The sequence below is a fragment of the Streptomyces sp. NBC_01381 genome, from assembly GCF_026340305.1.
Classification (GTDB): Bacteria; Actinomycetota; Actinomycetes; order Streptomycetales; family Streptomycetaceae; genus Streptomyces.
In genome coordinates this window covers 2,899,788-2,916,316 of record NZ_JAPEPI010000002.1, presented here as the reverse complement: position 1 = coordinate 2,916,316, position 16,529 = coordinate 2,899,788, and the positions used below count along the sequence as shown (strand labels likewise).

The window sequence follows — 16,529 nt, the reverse complement described above, 5'->3', positions numbered from 1 at the left end:
GTTCCCGCGAATTGCGCGACTGTCGCGTTGTCACTCGGGTGGAGGAGAGGCGCCGAACCTCTCCTGGTACTCCCCCGGGGCGACTTGGAGCACTCGGCGGAACGAGACGCGCATGGACTCCAGGGTGCTGAACCCCGCTCCCTTCGCTATCTCCTCGAGTCCGCCCGGCTGCTCGGGCCGCTCCAGCATCCGGCGCGCCGCGCCCACCCGCGCCGACTCGACGTAGCGCCGGGGGGACATGCCCGCATGGGACGCGAAGAGACGGTTGATGTGGCGCGGGGAGACACCCGCGCGCTCCGCGAGGCTGCGTCCCGAGAGGTCCGCGCGGAGGTTGTCCGAGATCCACTGCAAGGTGCCGCGCAGGACGGGGTGTTCGACCGTGGGCGGCGCCCAGGGGACGAACTGCAGCTGCCCGCCCGGGCGTCGGGGGTAGGAGACGAGCTCCGTGGACACCCGGACGGCCCGCTCCTGGTCGATGTCCTCGGACATCAGGGACATGGCGAGGTCGATGCCCGATGTGCCGCCGCCCGCGGTGGTCACCCGCCCGTCCCTGACGACCGTCGCCGCCCGGTCGACCTGTACGTCCGGGTGCCGCTCGGACAGCAGGTCGCACCACTTCCAGTGGGTCGTGACCCTGCGGCCGCGCAGGGCGCCCGTCTCAGAGCAGGAACACCCCGGTGGAGATGGCGGCCACCCGTCCGGCCGCGTCGGCCAGCTCCCCGACCACACCGGCCAACTGGCCGCCACGGCCGGGGAATTGACTGTCCCTCGGTATCACAAGGGTATGCGCGGGCAAGGCATCTTCGAGCGAGCCGTCGGGCACCACGGTCAAGCCGCCCGACGTACGCACGGGAGCGCCGCCGACCGAAGCGGTGCGTATCTCGTAGACGGGACCCGGGCCGTGCCCGTCCGCGGCCGACCCGGCGGAGAACGTCTCTATCGGTCCCGAGAAGCTCAGCCCCTGGACCCCGTCGTAGAGCACAACAAGGACGTCCCGCTTCATGTCCGACACGGCATCATCGTGCATCAACTTCACTTGTGGGGACCGTACTTGACATACCGTCAGGCGTCCGCGGGCACCACCTGCAGGAAGCCGCTCACGCACATCCGCTTCAGGAGCCGGGTCTGGGCGGGGGTCAGACGTCCCGCGATCTCGCCGTACTTGAGAGGACCGCCGCCGAGCAGTTCCTACAGCTCGTCCACGCCGTCCCTGCGGACATCCGCGTCGATGGTGACGGTCATACCCGCGAGGACGGCGGGCGGCAGCTGCACGTTGATGGGCAGGTTGGTCGCCTTGAACCCCGGGACGAGCAGGGTGACGCTGTCCCGGATGGCCGTCGCGCCGGCCAGCGAGATGACGGCGTCGTCCGTGAGGTCGGCCGGTTCCGCAAGCGCCGACGCGACCGTATGTCCGACAACCACCGCCGTCTACGTACGTCAGCCAACGCAGCGGTAAAAGGAACCTGAAACGCCCGTATAACCGCTAAACAGTGGGTCGGGAGGAGTTTCAGTGTTCAAGTGAACCAAAACGGCACATGAACGCTTTCGGCGAGCCCTCAGCCGATGTCGGCGAGCCCTCAGCCGGCGTCCGCGAGCATCCAGGCCAGGAGCGTCAGACCGATGGACGCCGGCGCGAGGACGAAGACGGACAGCAGCGGCAGGAATCCGATGAGGCCCCCGCGGAGCTTGCGGCCGGCTCGGAGACGGTCGTTCGGGCGGGTCACTTCCGTGCGCAGGTCGAGGCGTTCCGCGGCGCGGTCCGACACGACCACTCCGGCATCGACCGGCCGCCGGACGAGCGCGCGGCGCACCAGAGTGTCGACCGTGCCGTCGCCGCCCGCGAGCTTGTTCAGGATGAGCCGCCCGCCGTGTGCGTCGGTGAGGATCAGCCGGTCGTCGGTCCTGGCCTGGCCCGGCACTTCGAGGCGGCCGACCTTGGTGAGACGGGCGAGGTCGACGGTCCGCCGCCCGGTCAGCGTGCGGGCGGACAGCAGATCGTCGTCGTACGGACGGGCGTGCCAGCCCATGTGCGCGTAGGCCGCCACCAGGCCGCCGATGACGAGCGAGCCCATGTTGAGGAAGAGGAATCCCTCATTGATCAGGCCGGCCCGGACAAGCACCACCGGCACCAGAAGCGCGAGGAGCGGCGTCAGGAGGGCGACGGCGTCGGCGATCCGCCGGGCGGCGCTTCCCTGACCGGCGTATGCGGCTGTGCCCGCCCTGGTGTCCGGGGTGTTCCCGCGCGCGTTCATCGTCACGGCTGCGACGCTATCGCGCGCCTCACTCGGCCCTGCGGGCGGGCGACGACCACCTGGGCACTTCCAGCCAACTTAGAGTAGCCTCACCTAAGTTTTTGTCGGTCGGCGACCCCGGAGGGGCGTGGGTGAGTCCTTCACACATATCGGGGCGGGACGTCCTGTGGGACACGGTCGTGCGGCAGCGCCGGGACGTCGCACTCGGCGCGATCCTCGGCTCCGGGCACCAGGTCGGAGAGGCACTGGTACCGGTCCTGATCGGCATCGTGATCGACCGGGCCGTGACCGGGTCGGACACCGGCGCCCTGCTCTTGTGGCTCGCCGTCCTCGCCGTGGTCTACGTCGGCCTCGCGCTGAGCTTCCGCTTCGGCGCCTGGTCCGGCGAACGCGCCGCCACGCAGGCCGAACACACCCTGCGCGGCACGCTCGTACGCCGCGTCCTGCACCCCGGCGGCGGAGCCGAGAACGGCCGGCTGCCCGGAGCCCTCGCCAATGTCGCGACGGAGGACGCCAAGCGCGTCGGCGCCGTCAACATGGCCCTGATGGTCGGGACTTCGGCGCTCGTGGGCCTCATCACCTGCGCCGTCGTCCTGCTGCGTACGTCGGTGACGCTGGGTCTTGTGGTGCTGCTCGGCACGCCGGTGCTGCTCTGGCTCGGTCATCTGCTGAGCAAGCCGCTCGAGACCCGCAGCGCGTCCGAGCAGGAGCGCGCGGCACACGCATCGGCCGTCGCCGCCGACCTGGTGTCCGGGCTGCGCGTCCTCAAGGGCATCGGCGGCGAGTCGGCGGCCATCGACCGCTACCGCACCACAAGCCGCGACTCCCTGCGGGCCACGCTGCGGGCGGCGCACGCGCAGGCCTTCCAGAACGGCATGGTGCTCGCGCTCACCGGCTGCCTGATCGCCGCGGTCGCGCTGGTCGGCGGCAGGCTGGCCGCCCAGGAGACCATCAGCCTGGGCGAGTTGGTGTCGGCGGTCGGGCTCTCGCTGTTCCTGATCGGGCCCCTCCAGTCGCTCGCCTGGGCCAACGCCGAGCTCGCCCAGGCCCGGGCGTCGGCGCACCGGATCGCGGAGGTGCTCGCCACCCCGAACACCGTCGCGGCCGGAGCGAAGACGCTGCCGCGTCCGGTGCGCGGCGCGGTGCGGCTGAACGGCGTCAGCCACGGCGGGCTGCGGGAGATCGATCTCGACATAGCGCCCGGCGAGCTGCTCGGCGTGGTCGCGACCGACCCCGCGCACGCCGCCGATCTGCTGCGCTGCCTGGCCCGTGCGGCCGATCCCGACACCGGCACGGTCGATCTCGACGGCGTACCGCTGCGGGACCTGGACCCCGGCGAGCTGCGCGCGGCGATGCTGGTGGCCGCGCACGACGCGGATCTCTTCGAGGGCACCGTCCGCGACAACGTCACGGCCGCGGCCCCCGAGGACGGCGATCCGGAGCCGGCGATGACGGCGGCCGGCGTGGCACAGGTCGTACAGACACTGCCGGACGGCGCGGACACGGCGGTCAGCGAACGCGGCCGCTCGCTGTCGGGCGGGCAGCGCCAACGCGTCGCCCTCGCCCGCGCGTTGGCGGCCGACCGGCCCGTCCTCGTGGTCCACGATCCGACCACCGCGGTCGACACGGTCACCGAGGCCGGGATCGCGGCCGGTATCCGTGAGCTCCGCCAGGGCCGTACGACGGTGCTCGTGACCACCGGCCCCGCGCTGCTCGCCGTCACGGACCGCGTCGTGCTGATCCACGACGGCCGGGTCATGGACACCGCACCGCACACCGAGCTGATACACCGTCACGAGCCCTACTGTCAGGCGGTCCTCGCATGACCGAGCCCACCGAGCCCACCGATCCCATAGAGACCTCCCCGGACACCCGTGAGCTGCTGCCCACCGCGTCCCCGGCCCGCACCCGGGCGGCCATACGCGAACTGGTGCGCCCGCACCGGGCCCTGGCCATCGGCGGCTTCGCGGTACTGATCGCCGCGACGGCCGCGGGGCTGCTCGTGCAACCGCTGCTCGGCCGCATCGTCGACCTGGTCGCCGACCGGCAGCCGCCCGCCGACCTCAACTGGCCGGTCGTCCTGCTGATCCTGGTGGCCGTCGCGCAGGGCGCGACCACCGCGCTGGGCCTCTCGCTCGTCTCCCGGCTCGGCGAGACCGTACTGGCGCGGCTGCGCGAGCAGTTCGTGGAGAAGGCCCTGCGGCTGCCCCTGGAACAGGTGGAGAAGGCAGGGGCGGGAGATCTCACCGCCCGCGTGACCCGCGACGTGTCGGTGGTGGGCGAGGCGGTCCGCCGCGCCCTGCCCGAACTGGCCCGCTCCCTGCTGGCCATCGTGCTCACGCTGGCCGCGATGGCCGTCCTGGACTGGCGGTTCCTCCTCGCGGCGCTCCTGGCCGTGCCCGTCCAGGCGCACACCGCGCGTTGGTACGTACGTCATGCGGTGCCGCTCTATGCCCGCCAGCGCATCGCCACCGGGGCCCAGCAGCAGCAACTGCTCGACACCATTGCCGGCGCTTCGACGGTGCGGGCGTTCCAGCTGGCGGAGCAGCACACGAAGCGGGTGGACCAGCGCTCGCGGACAGCGGTCGATCTGACGCTGCGCGGCGTGCGGCTCGTCCTCGACTTCTACAACCGCCTCCACATCGCGGAGTACACCGGCCTCACGGCGGTCCTGGTCACCGGCTTCTTCCTGGTGCGCTCCGGGTCCGTGTCCATCGGCACGGCGACGGCCGCGGCCCTGTACTTCCACAGCCTGTTCACCCCGGTCAACTCGGCCCTTGTGCTGCTCGACGACGCGCAGTCGGCGACCGCCGCGCTCGCCCGCCTCGTGGGGGTGACCGACCAGCCGGACCCCGAACCCGGCCATCCGGCGGCACGTACCCAGGAGCCCGGCGCGGCACCGGACGGAGCCGTCGCCGTGAACGGCGTCCATCATGCGTACGAGACCGGGCGTCCCGTCCTGAAGGACGTGGCCCTCACGCTGCGGACCGGGGAACGGGTGGCCCTGGTCGGGCCGAGCGGCGCGGGCAAGACCACCCTGGCCAGGCTCATCGCGGGCGTACACCGTCCGACGTCCGGCTCGGTGCTCGTGACGACCGGCACCGGAGTGCAGGGCAACGGTCTGCCGGTGGCCCTGGTCACCCAGGAGACCCATGTCTTCGCCGGGCCGCTCGCGGACGACCTGCGCCTCGCGCGGCCCGACGCCACCGACACGCACCTGCGCGCGGCCCTCGCGGTGGTGGACGCCGCCGACTGGGTCGATGCGCTGCCCGACGGCCTGGCCACGGTCGTCGGCGTGGGCGGTCACCGCCTCACCCCCGCACAGGTCCAGCAACTGGCGCTCGCCAGGCTCGTGTTGGCCGATCCGCCGGTGGCCGTGCTCGACGAGGCCACGGCCGAGGCGGGGAGCACCGGCGCCCGGCTCCTGGAGCAGGCTGCCGACCGCGCGGTCGACGGCCGCACCGCGCTCGTCGTCGCGCACCGCCTCACCCAGGCCGCCGCCGCGGACCGGATCGTCGTCATGGAGGACGGCCGGATCGTCGAGAGCGGCACCCACGACGAGCTGAGCCGGGCGGCCGGAACCTATGCCGCCCTGTGGGCCGCATGGTCCGACACCCGCGCAACGCCCTCCTAGTGGAACGTGGGCATCTCGCCCTCGGTGGTCGCCAGATCGATGACGGTGAAGACGGCGCCCTGCTGGTCGGCGACCGTCGCGAAGCGGCCGAAGGGGCTGTCCATCGGCCCGAACAGCAGCTGGCCGCCGAGCTTGGTGACGGTGGCGATCGCGGCGTCGCAGTTGTCCACGCCGAAGTGCACATTGATGTGTGACGGCACATCGGGCGGGAAGTCCCCGTTCATCTTGAGACGGCCAAGCACCGGCTCGCCGGCCAGCTCGAAGACCCGGAAGTCGACATCGTCGACGTCCATCGTCTTCGCCTCGAAGGGGAAGACGGCCGGGAAGAACGCGTCCGTCTTCCCGGGATCGCGCGTGTTGACTTCCGCCCAGCAGTAGGCGCCCGGCTCGCCAGTCTTTTCGAACCCCTCATGGGTGTCGGCCTGCCAGGCGCTGAAGTACGCGCCGCTCGGCTCCTGGGCCGTCACCATCGTGCCGAAGTCACCGACCTGCATCGGCTCCATGGCCAGCGTTCCGCCGTTGTCACGGATCTTCGCGGCCGTCGCGGCGGCATCGGGCGCGGCGAAGTAGAGGTTCCAGGCGGCGGGGCTGTCCACCCCCGGCATCTGCGGGGAGACGGCGGCGACGGCCTTCCCGTCCGAGCGCGCCTGCGCATAGCCCCCGAACTCCTCCGACCCCACGTCGAACGTCCAGCCGAACAGCTCGCCGTAGAAGCTCTTCGCCGCTTCCACGTCCGGGAACATCGCGTCCGCCCAGCAGGGCATTCCTTCGGGTTGGACGGCCATCGCTCGAGAACCTCCGGTTTCGACAGATTTCTGTCGGTTTCACCTACTGTGAGCAGTATGACGAAGCCAGTGCCCTCGCGCCCGGTGAACCACGAAACACGGCTGGCCCTCGTCCTCAACGGAGGTGTCAGCCTGGCCGTCTGGATGGGCGGGGTCACACATGAACTGGAACTCCTGCGGCGTGCTTCGGGCAGCGCAAGCGAGGACACGACCAATGAGCGCGACAGGGCGGCATTCAATGTCTGGAAGGAAATCGCCCAGTCCTCGCGCACTCGGGTCGTGATCGACGTCATCGCCGGCTCTTCGGCGGGCGGTCTGAACGGTGCACTCCTGGCCACGGCGATCGGACGTGGGGCGCCTCTTCCCGATCTCCGCAAGGTATGGGACGAGTCCGCCTCGCTTTCCAAACTGCTCGTACCGAAATCGAAGACGAGCGTACTGAGCGGCGAATCCTTTGAGAGCAAGGTTCGTGACGCCATCAACAGTATCGGCGTCGGCGCCGAATCCATCCGCGCCCCCATCACCCTCTTCTTGCCCGCCACCTCCCTGGATGGGCGCGCTCGCTCGTATACGGATGGGTTCGGGAACGAGTTCTCGGTACGAGATCACCGTCGGCTCTACCGATTTCAGCACGACGACAAGGCCGTGACCTACACACGCACGGACGGAAAGTGGCATTTCGAGTCGACACCCCAAAAGGATTTCGCCCCCAAGTACGCCCACGCCCTCGCGCACGCCGCCCGCGCAACGGGAAGCTTCCCGGTCGCCTTCCCTCCGGTCAACGAGACCCCTCTCATGGACTACCGCGTCCACCCGAGAATGACGCACGACGATCCGGCGAGCTTCGTCATGGACGGTGGCGTCCTGAACAACGCACCATTCGAACCCGTCCTCGAGGCAATCTCCCGACGCACTCTGGACACACCCGTGCGAAGAGTCCTTGTCTATGTCGTCCCGTCCGCCGGGCGGGACCAGCAGGGAGCCACGGAGCAAATCGATGAACAAGCGGCCTGGGGCCGGGTGGCATTCCGCGCTGCCAACTATCCGCAGGAAGCCGATTTTCGATCGAGCATCGAGGACCTGAACAGTCGGTTCAACGCGACAGGACGGGACTCGCATTTCGACCTGTTCCGACAGGTCAGCGGGGACTGCAGGCTGGCCGACCGGCTCACAGGAGTGGCAGAGGAACTGCTCGACGAGTACCGGCACAACCGAGCCTGCGGAGTCATCATCGACCTCCGCAGGAGACTCGCCGAAGACACCTTGGTAACCTCTCTGGCCGGTACGCGGGAAACCACTCCGGGACGAATCAAATCCTTGATCGACTCCCCCAAGCCCCCCAATTGGGTCCCGCTGCGAGACGGTAGGTCGATCACCTCACCACTGGAGGGACAATGGCGCTGGGGGCTCGTCACAGCCACACGTGTACTCCAATCGCTGAGTCATCAACTTCACCATCACCTCCAGGAAGACGTACTCACTGAGGCGCAACAGCAGTGCCTGATCGAGGGAGGCGAATTCATCACTGAGCGACTGCGTGACGTCGTCGCCATGCTGGAGGCGTTCGAGTCGAGAATTCCACTGCATGTGGACCCTGAATCCCTGCTTTCGGACGAGGGTGCCGTCTCGTTCGTTCAAGACACGTTCAACGATCTCGACGTCCCGAAACGTGTGGGTGAAATTATCGACCGTGCGGGAACTCGGTTCGTCAGATCACTGCGAGCCGCCAACATCGATTCTTGGATGCAGGAACCGAACGACGCCATTCGCGGCTGCCTCGCAGTCGAGGTGGTAACTCGCGTCTACGCCCCACCCTCCAAGGTCATCGAACCACTCATGCCCGAGTTTCAGTTTCTTCGACTGGGTCCGGACAGGATGAGCCGGGCACTGTTCGAGGAAAGATTTCACGACATGGGCGACAGGAAGCTCTACGGAATCCGATTCCAGCACTTTGCCGCGTTCTTCAAGAGTGACTGGCGCAGGAGCGACTTCGCGTGGGGGCGTCTCGATGCGGCCCACCACCTTATTCGCCTGTTCGAATTCAACAACGAGGAGGAGCGCCGCGAGCGAGAACTGGAGCTCCATCAGGCCATCCTGGCAGCGGAGGCTCCCGATAACAGCGACCCTCGGGAGTGGATGCTGAAGAATCTCTTGGAGCTCGCCGAGCCCACCGACAAGAAGCTGATGAAGAATGCGACCGAATCCCCTGAGTCCCAGCAGGTTACGGATGATCTCTTCGGTTCAATCTTCGACCTCATCGGCCTCAAAGGGCGCGGCCCCAAGTGGATTCTGCGCAAGATTGCCGAGCACTTCCAGAAGAGAACAACCAAAGAATACGCCACCGGAAAATCTGAAACACCAGCCGAGGCGCTACGCGCAAGCATCAAAACCTATAAGGGCCGCTTGATCCTTTTCATCGCCCTCGCGATTTACGCCGTCGCCATGTACTGGGTCCTCAAGCATCTTTGAGGGAGTGGCTCCGGCCGAGGCAACCGCCCCCCCCCAACACGAAGAAGGGGCCACCCGAAGGTGACCCCTCCGGTTCGGAGTGTTGAAGCGCCGTTGGCGGCCGTACTACGAACTATGCCGCCGTACAGCGACACAACCATGACATACCCACGGGCGAGAAGCCCTGGCTAGCAGGCCTTCCACGAGGAGATCCTGTCGTTGGCGGTCGGGCCGACGTTGGGTCGCGCATCGCCTGGACCCACCCTCGCCAGGAGGGACCCCTCCCCGTTTGAGTTCTGGTAGAAGCAGACGTGGGAACCGGTGCGGTTCCTGAGGGAGGTCGTCCGATCGTTCATGTATCCCCCGACATTGGGACGTTCAGTTCCGGGATCGAAGACGAAACGTCCTTCGTAATTGCTGTTGTCCCAGACGCATACATACTTCTTGGGGCAGTCGTCGGGGTCGGCGCTGGCCGGTGTCGCTCCTAGGCCGACCGTCGTCACTGTCACACACGCTGCCGCGATGACACCGGCTACCAGAGTCCTCTTCATGTCTTTCCGTCTTCCTCTCGTCGATCTGTGTACCGCGGTCCGCGGTCATCAGAAATTCGGGAGCAGGCCGGGCAGGCAGTCGCACATTTCTGTCAGAGCGTCCCGCCCGAGCATGGTCCGGGGCAGCTGCCCCGGACGCACATTCATGCTCGGCGCTGCCGCACTGCGGTCGCATCGGCGAACATCGCCTACACCTCTCCGGCGGAGGCCGGTGGCATAGGCGAACATCGCCCATACCTCTCGGGCGCACGCCGGCCCGGGGCTCAGGGAAGCTGCATGTCCCGGAGCTGGCGGCGGGAGGTGATGTCCAGCTTGCGGAAGATGCTGCGCAGGTGCGCGTCGATGGTGCGCGGGCTCAAGAACAGCTGCGTGCCGACCTCCTTGGAGGTGGCCCCGGTGGCCACCCGCCGCGCGATGTGCAGCTCTTGGGCGGTAAGCGCATCGGTCGGCCGGGCGGTTGGCTTGTGCGGCCGCTCGCCGGTGGCGCGCAGTTCACGGGCGGCGCGGGCGGCGAATGCCTCTGCACCCATGCCGGACAGCAGTTCGTGGGCGGTGCGGAGTTGCTCGCGGGCGGCCTGACGCCGGCCTTCGCGGCGCAGCCATTCGCCGTAGACCAAGTGCGCACGAGCGAGATAGGTCCCCATCCGGCAGCACCCAAACCGCTCGATCGCCTCGCGATACAGCGCGTCGGCGGCCGGCCCGGTGCTGGTCAGCGCTCGCGAGCGCGCCTCAAGACCGAGCGCCCACTGGGTGCCGCTGGCGCGAGTTCGCGAGCTGAGCAGCTCCAGCGCGTCGGCCGCTGAGGCTGGTTCACCGGCGCGGACGGCCGCCTCGATGAGCTCGGGCAAGGCCAGGTTGCTGTGCTCCAGCTCGTCGGAGTCGCTCGGGCCTGTTGCGGCGTCGAACGCGGCGCGGTAGTTGCCCAGGCTGTTGTGCAGTACGGCCAGCGTGTACTGGGCCACGGTGACCACCGCGCTCTCGCCCCGCCGGGTCGCGTCGGGGACCATGTCCGCGTACAGCTCGGAGGTTTCGGCCTGCCGGCCACGCCAGGCGGCGAGCTGGATCCCGGTGACGGTGACGATCGCCGGCTGGATCGCGGTGGCCTCGGCGACGAGCTCGGCGGCGTGGGTGAGCTCGCCGGTGTGTGCGAGCACGACGGCGAGATAGTCAAGCGCGGCGGGCAGCTCGGACAGTGCGCCGGCTTCGCGCGCGAGCCGGACGCGGCGGCCGGCCAGCTCAAGCGCCGTCTCGTCGTCGAACAGCGACACCGCGACGCGGCTGCCCAGCCACAGCCAGCGGCGGCTGTCGTCCGCTGCCGCGGTGCGGGGATGGCGATCGTGGTCGCCGAGCGCCCCCAGTGCCCGCCGCAGCCTTGGCATGCTCGCTTCGTATCCCTGCGTGGCCCTGGTCACAAGACCGTCGAGCAATAGGTCCACCACCCCCGTCGGGTGTGGCGGTGCGGGCGCGGTCCGGGCGGCTTCGGCCACGTCCAGCACCCTGCGACCGCGGCCGAAGGAATCAGCGACGACAGCCGCCTCGAGCGCCTGCAGGTAGGTCTGGCGCGCCATCGCGACATCCAGCGGGACGAGCGTCTTGGCCGCGTCCACCAGCATCCCGGGCACTTCGCTGCCCCGAGTGGTATCGAAGACGATCTGGGCGCGCAGCAGCTCCACCCGGGTGCGTCCCAGCGGATCCAGCGGTACGGCCGCCGCAACCGTCAGCAGCTCCAGGGCGGCTTCGGACCCGCCGGCCTGGTGCGTGGCGTGTGCGGCGGCCAGCGCCCGGCGTGCACGGTCGGCGGGTTCGGGGGTCAGCACCACCGCCTGTTCCAAGAACGCGGCCGCGGCGGCCGGCCCGCCGCGGGTCCATGCCCGGCCGGCCAAACGCTCCAGCTCCACCGCTATCGTCTCGTCGGCCCCGAGTGTGGCCTGCGCACGGTGCCAGGCGCGGTGGTCGGGGTCGGCCTGCGGGTCGGTCGCCGCAGCCAGCGCGCGGTGCACGCGCCGCCGGTCGGACGGGTCGGCGGCACGGTAGACCGCCGAGCGCACCAGCGGATGCAAGAACCGCACCCGGGCGCCGATCTCCAGCAATTCCGCCGCCTTCGCCGGTACAGCCGCCTCGGCGTCGATGCCCAGGTAGGCGGCCGCACCCCGCAGCAGCGCCGTATCGCCGAGCGGCTCAGCCGCCGCGGCCAGCAGCAGCAACTGCGTCTCGGCCGGCAGGCTGCGTGACCGACGCCGGAAGCTCTCCTCGATCCGGCGCGGCACGCTCACTGCATCCGGCAGCCCAAATCCACCCGCCAGCTTCATCGGCTCTGCTCTTCGGGGCAGTTCAAGGAGCGCCAGCGGGTTGCCCCGCGCTTCGGCGATGATCCGGTCACGTATCCGCTCGTCCAGTGGTGTCCTGACCCCGGTGGCGAGCAACGCCTGCGCATCCGCTTCGCCGAGCCCGTCCAGGCCCAGCTCAAGCAGCCCGGCGACGGGGTGAGCGTCGCTCGGGTCGGGGCTGTGGTCGCGCAGCGCGAGCACCAGCGCCACTCGCTCGGCGCCCACCCGCCGCGCTACGAACGCGAGGGTCTGTGCGGATGCCGCATCCAGCCACTGCGCATCGTCCACCAAGCACAGCAACGGCCGTTCCTCGGAGACCTCGGCCAGCAGACTCAAGCTGGCAAGGCCGACCAAGAACCGGTCCGGCGGGTCCCCGGCACGCAGCCCGAACGCCACACCCAGGGCGGCCTGTTGTGGTTCGGGCAGCACACCCAGCCGGTCAAGCAACGGCGCACACAACTGGTGCAAGCCCGCGAACGCGAGCTCCATCTCGGACTCCACACCAGCCGCATGCTCCACCCGGAACCCCGACGCGGCGCCACGGGCATACTCCAGTAACGCGGTCTTACCGATACCGGCCTCACCGCGCACCACCAGCACGCCGCTGCGTCTCGACCGCACGTCTGCGAGTAGCCGTTCGATCGCCTTACGCTCGGCGCGCCGGCCTAAATGCATCGTTGGGTCTCCTGTGGGCGCCGACTGGCACTCGGCCAGGCAGCCACCCCGTCTGCGTCCATCTCACGCTCGGCTGACCGAGGCCTGGCGATTCCCGTTCCCCCGGGGCAAGTCGCCGCCTGTGCGAAGGCATCTGCCGGACCTGGCCGTTCAGCGCTGGACAGTGGTGATGAGACCCTGCCCCGCCCGCGTGGACGGTCCGGACACTCGCGTGCCGGGCCCGGTCCAGCAGTGTGACAGCGCTCAGATTTGCGTTCGAATTGTATGTGCTGGCGAGTGAGCCGCATACGAGGTCGTTTCGGCGGCGATTCGAACACGCCATCAGCCTGAGGTCCATAAGCAACTTCCGACCTCACCTGTCAATCTTCGTGGATCAGGCGCACACCGCCGCGCTGATGTCCCGTACCGCTCCAGAACGCTTCACCGCTGCTGACCGCAGATGATGCGCTGGCACGGCATGATCAAAGCCGTGCTCACACGGATGATCTACCTGTTCGCAACACGGGTCTTCGCGTGGCTGGGCTGCGACTGCTTTATCTGACCTTCTCGAAGGTCCTGGGGTGGATTGCGTTGCTGGTGCGATCGGAGGCTTCCAAGAATGCGGAGATACTCGTACTGCGGCACCAACTCACTGTTCTCCGCCGCCAGGTTGGCCGGCCACACCCCTCATGGGCGGACCGGGCAGTGACTGCGGCGCTGTCCCGGCTGCTGCCCAAGGACGCCGACAGCCCGTCCTACGGGAGCTGGTACTGAGGATGGCCACGGAGAACCCGCACAGGGGATACCGCAGGATCGCAGGCGAACTGGCCTGCGCCGGTCGTCCAGTTGGCGCCTCCACGGTATGGGCGATCCTGAAAAGAGCCGGGATCGACCCGGCACCACGACTCTCGGGCCCGACTTGGGCGCAGTTCCCGCGCAGCCAGGCCTCCGGGATCCTCGCGGTGGACTCCTTCCACGTCGACACCGTGTTGCTGCGGCGCCTGCACTGCATGGTGGTCATGGAGATCTCCACCCGCCGAGTACACCTCTTGGGCGTCACCGCTCACCCGACCGGTAGTTGGGCAGTCCAGCAGGCGCGTGAGCTTGCCATGGCACTGGAACGGCTGCGTCGACCGAGTCAGGTTTCTGATCCGGGCACTGAGGGGCAGTGCGCCGTCAACGCGTCCTCGACGGGCTCGATACGGCCGGAGTGCCCCTGATCCGAGTCTGGTCCACCAGATCCGGCGTCCCGGCGATATCTCCGTGGTCAATTGCGCATTCGCCGGAGGACTCCCAAGTCCGCTGATAATTTGGGGTCATGGACTTTCGCCATCTGGGAAGCAGCGGTTTAATTGTCAGTCAGATTGCGTACGGCAACTGGCTGACCCGGAGTTCATCGAGAAGCGAAGAGACGGAACTCGCCTGTGTGCGGGCCGCACTTGACGCCGGAATCACCACCTTTGACACCGCGGACGTCTATGCGGACGCTCACGCGGAGGAATCCCTCGGCCGGGCACTGAAGGGGGAGCGCCGGGAGAGCCTGGAGATTCTCACCAAGGTCTTCGCTCCTGCAGGGCCCGGCCGCAACGACATGGGGCTCTCGCGCAAGCACATACGGGAGTCGATCGACAACTCCCTGCGCCGCCTCGGCACGGACCACGTGGATGTCTACCAGGCCCACCGGTTCGATCTCTCGACCCCGCTCGAGGAGACCATGGAAGCGCTGGCCGACGTGGTGCACTCCGGCAAGGCGCACTACATCGGTGTCTCCGAATGGACCGCGGACCAGATCAGGCGCGGGCACACTCTCGCCCGGGAGCTCAAGATCCCCCTGGTGTCCAACCAGCCGCAGTATTCGGCCCTGTGGCGGGTGCCCGAAGCCGAGGTGATCCCGGCCTGCGAGGAGCTCGGTGTCGGGCAGATCGTCTGGTCGCCACTGGCACAAGGCGTGCTGACCGGCAAGTATCTGCCGGGCGGGACATGGCCGGACGGCTCCCGGGCGACGGACTCGAACGACGGCTCGGCGGAACTGGCCGCCTGGTTGACGGACGATGTCCTCGGCCGTGTGCAGCAGCTCCGGCCGATCGCCGCCGACGGCGGCCTGACAGTCGCTCAACTCTCGCTCGCCTGGGTGCTTCAGAACCCCAACGTCTGTGCCGCCGTGCTCGGCGCGTCCCGGCCCGAGCAGATCACCGACAACGCCAGAGCGGCCGGCATCAGACTGGACGACGAGGTCGTGGCCCGGATCGATGCCGTGCTCGGTCCGGTGGCCCATCGTGACCCTGCGGCCACGGTCGCCATGAGTCCCCCGTCCCCCGACTGGCGGCTCGCCTGACGGTCCGGACAAGGGCCTCCCCGCGGACGTACGACACCTCCGCGGGGAGGCCCTTCACCAAGCCTGTGCATTCACCAAGCCCTGTGCATTCACCAAGTCCGGTGGATACAGCGGGAATTCACCAGGCGATCGGCAACCGCAGCAGGCTCCGTACCTGCATTCCGTCCTTCCACTCCAGCGAATCCAGGGGAACGGCGCACCGCATTCCGGGAAGTCGCGCGAACAGCGCCTCCAGCGCCACCTGCATTTCCAGGCGGGCCAGCGGCGCACCCAGGCAGCGGTGGATTCCGTACCCGAATCCCAGATGGGGATTGTGCTCCCGGGTGAGCTCGAACCGGTCAGCGTTCTCGAACACCGATTCATCGCGGTTGGCCGAGGGAATGGCGGGAAGTACGGACTCGCCCGCACGGACCAGCGTTCCGCTCAGTTCGACGTCCTCGGTGGCGTAGCGCGCGAAGGTGACATGGGAGATGAGGGGCACATAACGCAGCAGCTCCTCGATCGCCCTCGGCATCAGCTCGGTCCTGCGCTTGAGCAGGTCCAGCTGCTCGGGGTGGGTGAACAGGACGTAGAGGGAGTCGATGAGCTGCGACGAGACTGTCTCGTGCCCCGCGATCAGCAGGACGCTCGCCAGCTCCACCAGTTCCTTCTCGGAGAGTCTGTCCTCCTCGTCACTGGCCTTGACCATGGCGCTGATCAGATCGTCCTGCGGCCGCTCACGGCGGCTGACCATCAGCTGCGCGATGTATCCGTGCAGCCGCTCGGTGTCCGCCTCGACCTCCTCCTCCGTCATCACGGTCGTGGCGGAGAACGCGTCCAGCCAGCCGCGGAACCGCTCGCGGTCCTCGAACGGGACGCCGAGCAGATCGCACACGACCGTGCCGGCGAAGGGAACCGCGAACCCCTCCATGAGATCACCGGGTGGCCCCTGCGCCACGAGCCCGTCGACCAGCCGGTTCGCCTCCCTTTCGATCCGCGGGCGCAGCAGCTCGACGCGGCGCGTGGTGAAGACCTTGGCCAGGAGCCGACGCAGCCGGGTGTGGTCGGGCGCGTCCATGCCCAGGATGCTGGTGTGGATGGGCAGCGGGGTGAGGCGGGACTCGTCGTGCTCCGCCGCCAGCGCGCGGCTGAACCGGCGGTCCCCGAGGATCGTTTTCATGTCCGCGTGCCTGGTGACCAGCCAGGCGTCTTCGCCGAAAGGGCAGCTGACCCGGGGCACGGGTTCTTCCTGGCGCAGCTTTCCGTACAGCGGATCGACGTCCAGGGCGGCCGCTTCGCTGAAGGGGTAGCTGCGGGGTGACTGCTGGTCGCTCATGCGGACCGCACCTCCGAGAACCGGTCGTAGTGCTCGACGAGGCTCTTGGGCCGCATGTCGGTCCAGTTCTCCTCGACGTACGTGAGGCACTCCTGGTGGGAGGCGGGGCCGTGGACCGTGGTCCACCCCGCGGGCACGGTGGCGAAGGACGGCCATAAGGAGTGCTGTCCCTCGTCGTTGACCAGCACCGAGAAGGTGCCCTCGGTGTCGTCCCAGGGGTTGCTCATG

General features: G+C 68.6%; 14 protein-coding genes. 5 read left to right on the top strand and 9 right to left on the bottom strand.

Going from position 1 to position 16,529, the window contains the following annotated elements; translation table 11 throughout:
• Positions 1-30: 30 nt before the first annotated feature.
• From OG453_RS34535 to OG453_RS34520, 4 genes are all read right to left on the bottom strand, one after another.
• Positions 31-540 carry a GlxA family transcriptional regulator gene (locus OG453_RS34535; protein ID WP_266872494.1) on the bottom strand — a complete coding sequence of 170 codons (510 nt, stop codon included), beginning with the start codon at positions 538-540 and terminating at the stop codon, positions 31-33.
• A 118-nt stretch (positions 541-658) separates the two neighbouring features.
• A complete protein-coding gene (locus OG453_RS34530; protein ID WP_266873236.1) occupies positions 659-1,003 on the bottom strand; it encodes a DJ-1/PfpI family protein in 345 nt (114 codons plus the stop codon).
• Between the two features lie 185 nt (positions 1,004-1,188).
• The gene (locus tag OG453_RS34525; RefSeq protein WP_266872493.1) at positions 1,189-1,422 is read right to left on the bottom strand and encodes a hypothetical protein; all 234 of its coding nucleotides are present in this window, start codon (positions 1,420-1,422) and stop codon (positions 1,189-1,191) included.
• 155 nt (positions 1,423-1,577) lie between these two features.
• Positions 1,578-2,258 carry a hypothetical protein gene (locus OG453_RS34520; RefSeq protein WP_266872492.1) on the bottom strand — a complete coding sequence of 227 codons (681 nt, stop codon included), beginning with the start codon at positions 2,256-2,258 and terminating at the stop codon, positions 1,578-1,580.
• A 125-nt stretch (positions 2,259-2,383) separates the two neighbouring features.
• Here OG453_RS34520 and OG453_RS34515 point away from each other — a divergent pair, with 125 nt between their 5' ends.
• Positions 2,384-4,078 (top strand): ABC transporter ATP-binding protein, encoded by a 1,695-nt coding sequence (locus tag OG453_RS34515; protein WP_266872491.1) that lies wholly within the window; start codon positions 2,384-2,386, stop codon positions 4,076-4,078.
• Positions 4,075-5,886 carry an ABC transporter ATP-binding protein gene (locus OG453_RS34510; protein ID WP_266872490.1) on the top strand — a complete coding sequence of 604 codons (1,812 nt, stop codon included), beginning with the start codon at positions 4,075-4,077 and terminating at the stop codon, positions 5,884-5,886. The genes OG453_RS34515 and OG453_RS34510 overlap by 4 nt, the downstream gene beginning before the upstream one ends.
• Here OG453_RS34510 and OG453_RS34505 read toward each other — a convergent pair.
• Positions 5,883-6,671, bottom strand: a complete 789-nt coding sequence (locus tag OG453_RS34505) for a VOC family protein (protein ID WP_266872489.1) — start codon at positions 6,669-6,671, stop codon at positions 5,883-5,885. The genes OG453_RS34510 and OG453_RS34505 overlap by 4 nt on opposite strands.
• 57 nt (positions 6,672-6,728) lie before the next feature.
• Here OG453_RS34505 and OG453_RS34500 point away from each other — a divergent pair, with 57 nt between their 5' ends.
• Positions 6,729-9,140 (top strand): patatin-like protein, encoded by a 2,412-nt coding sequence (locus tag OG453_RS34500; RefSeq protein WP_266872488.1) that lies wholly within the window; start codon positions 6,729-6,731, stop codon positions 9,138-9,140.
• 167 nt (positions 9,141-9,307) lie between these two features.
• Here OG453_RS34500 and OG453_RS34495 read toward each other — a convergent pair whose 3' ends face one another.
• Positions 9,308-9,670: a peptidase inhibitor family I36 protein gene (locus tag OG453_RS34495; RefSeq protein ID WP_266872487.1), complete on the bottom strand. Its 363-nt coding sequence runs from the start codon at positions 9,668-9,670 to the stop codon at positions 9,308-9,310.
• A 263-nt stretch (positions 9,671-9,933) separates the two neighbouring features.
• Entirely contained in the window at positions 9,934-12,672 is a 2,739-nt protein-coding gene (locus tag OG453_RS34490) for a LuxR family transcriptional regulator (protein WP_266872486.1), read from the bottom strand.
• Between the two features lie 755 nt (positions 12,673-13,427).
• Between OG453_RS34490 and OG453_RS34485 the strand changes: the two genes are divergently transcribed.
• Together OG453_RS34485 and OG453_RS34480 are read left to right on the top strand one after the other, a co-directional pair.
• Positions 13,428-13,871 carry a hypothetical protein gene (locus OG453_RS34485; RefSeq protein WP_266872485.1) on the top strand — a complete coding sequence of 148 codons (444 nt, stop codon included), beginning with the start codon at positions 13,428-13,430 and terminating at the stop codon, positions 13,869-13,871.
• A 98-nt stretch (positions 13,872-13,969) separates the two neighbouring features.
• On the top strand, positions 13,970-14,986 hold the full coding sequence (locus OG453_RS34480) for an aldo/keto reductase family protein (RefSeq protein WP_266872484.1): 1,017 nt from the start codon (positions 13,970-13,972) through the stop codon (positions 14,984-14,986).
• 118 nt (positions 14,987-15,104) lie between these two features.
• On the opposite strand, the gene OG453_RS34475 is transcribed toward OG453_RS34480, so the two are convergent.
• Positions 15,105-16,301 carry a cytochrome P450 gene (locus OG453_RS34475; RefSeq protein WP_266872483.1) on the bottom strand — a complete coding sequence of 399 codons (1,197 nt, stop codon included), beginning with the start codon at positions 16,299-16,301 and terminating at the stop codon, positions 15,105-15,107.
• Positions 16,298-16,528: an MbtH family protein gene (locus tag OG453_RS34470; protein ID WP_323178692.1), complete on the bottom strand. Its 231-nt coding sequence runs from the start codon at positions 16,526-16,528 to the stop codon at positions 16,298-16,300. Before OG453_RS34470 ends, OG453_RS34475 begins: the two co-directional genes overlap by 4 nt.
• Position 16,529 lies beyond the last annotated feature (1 nt).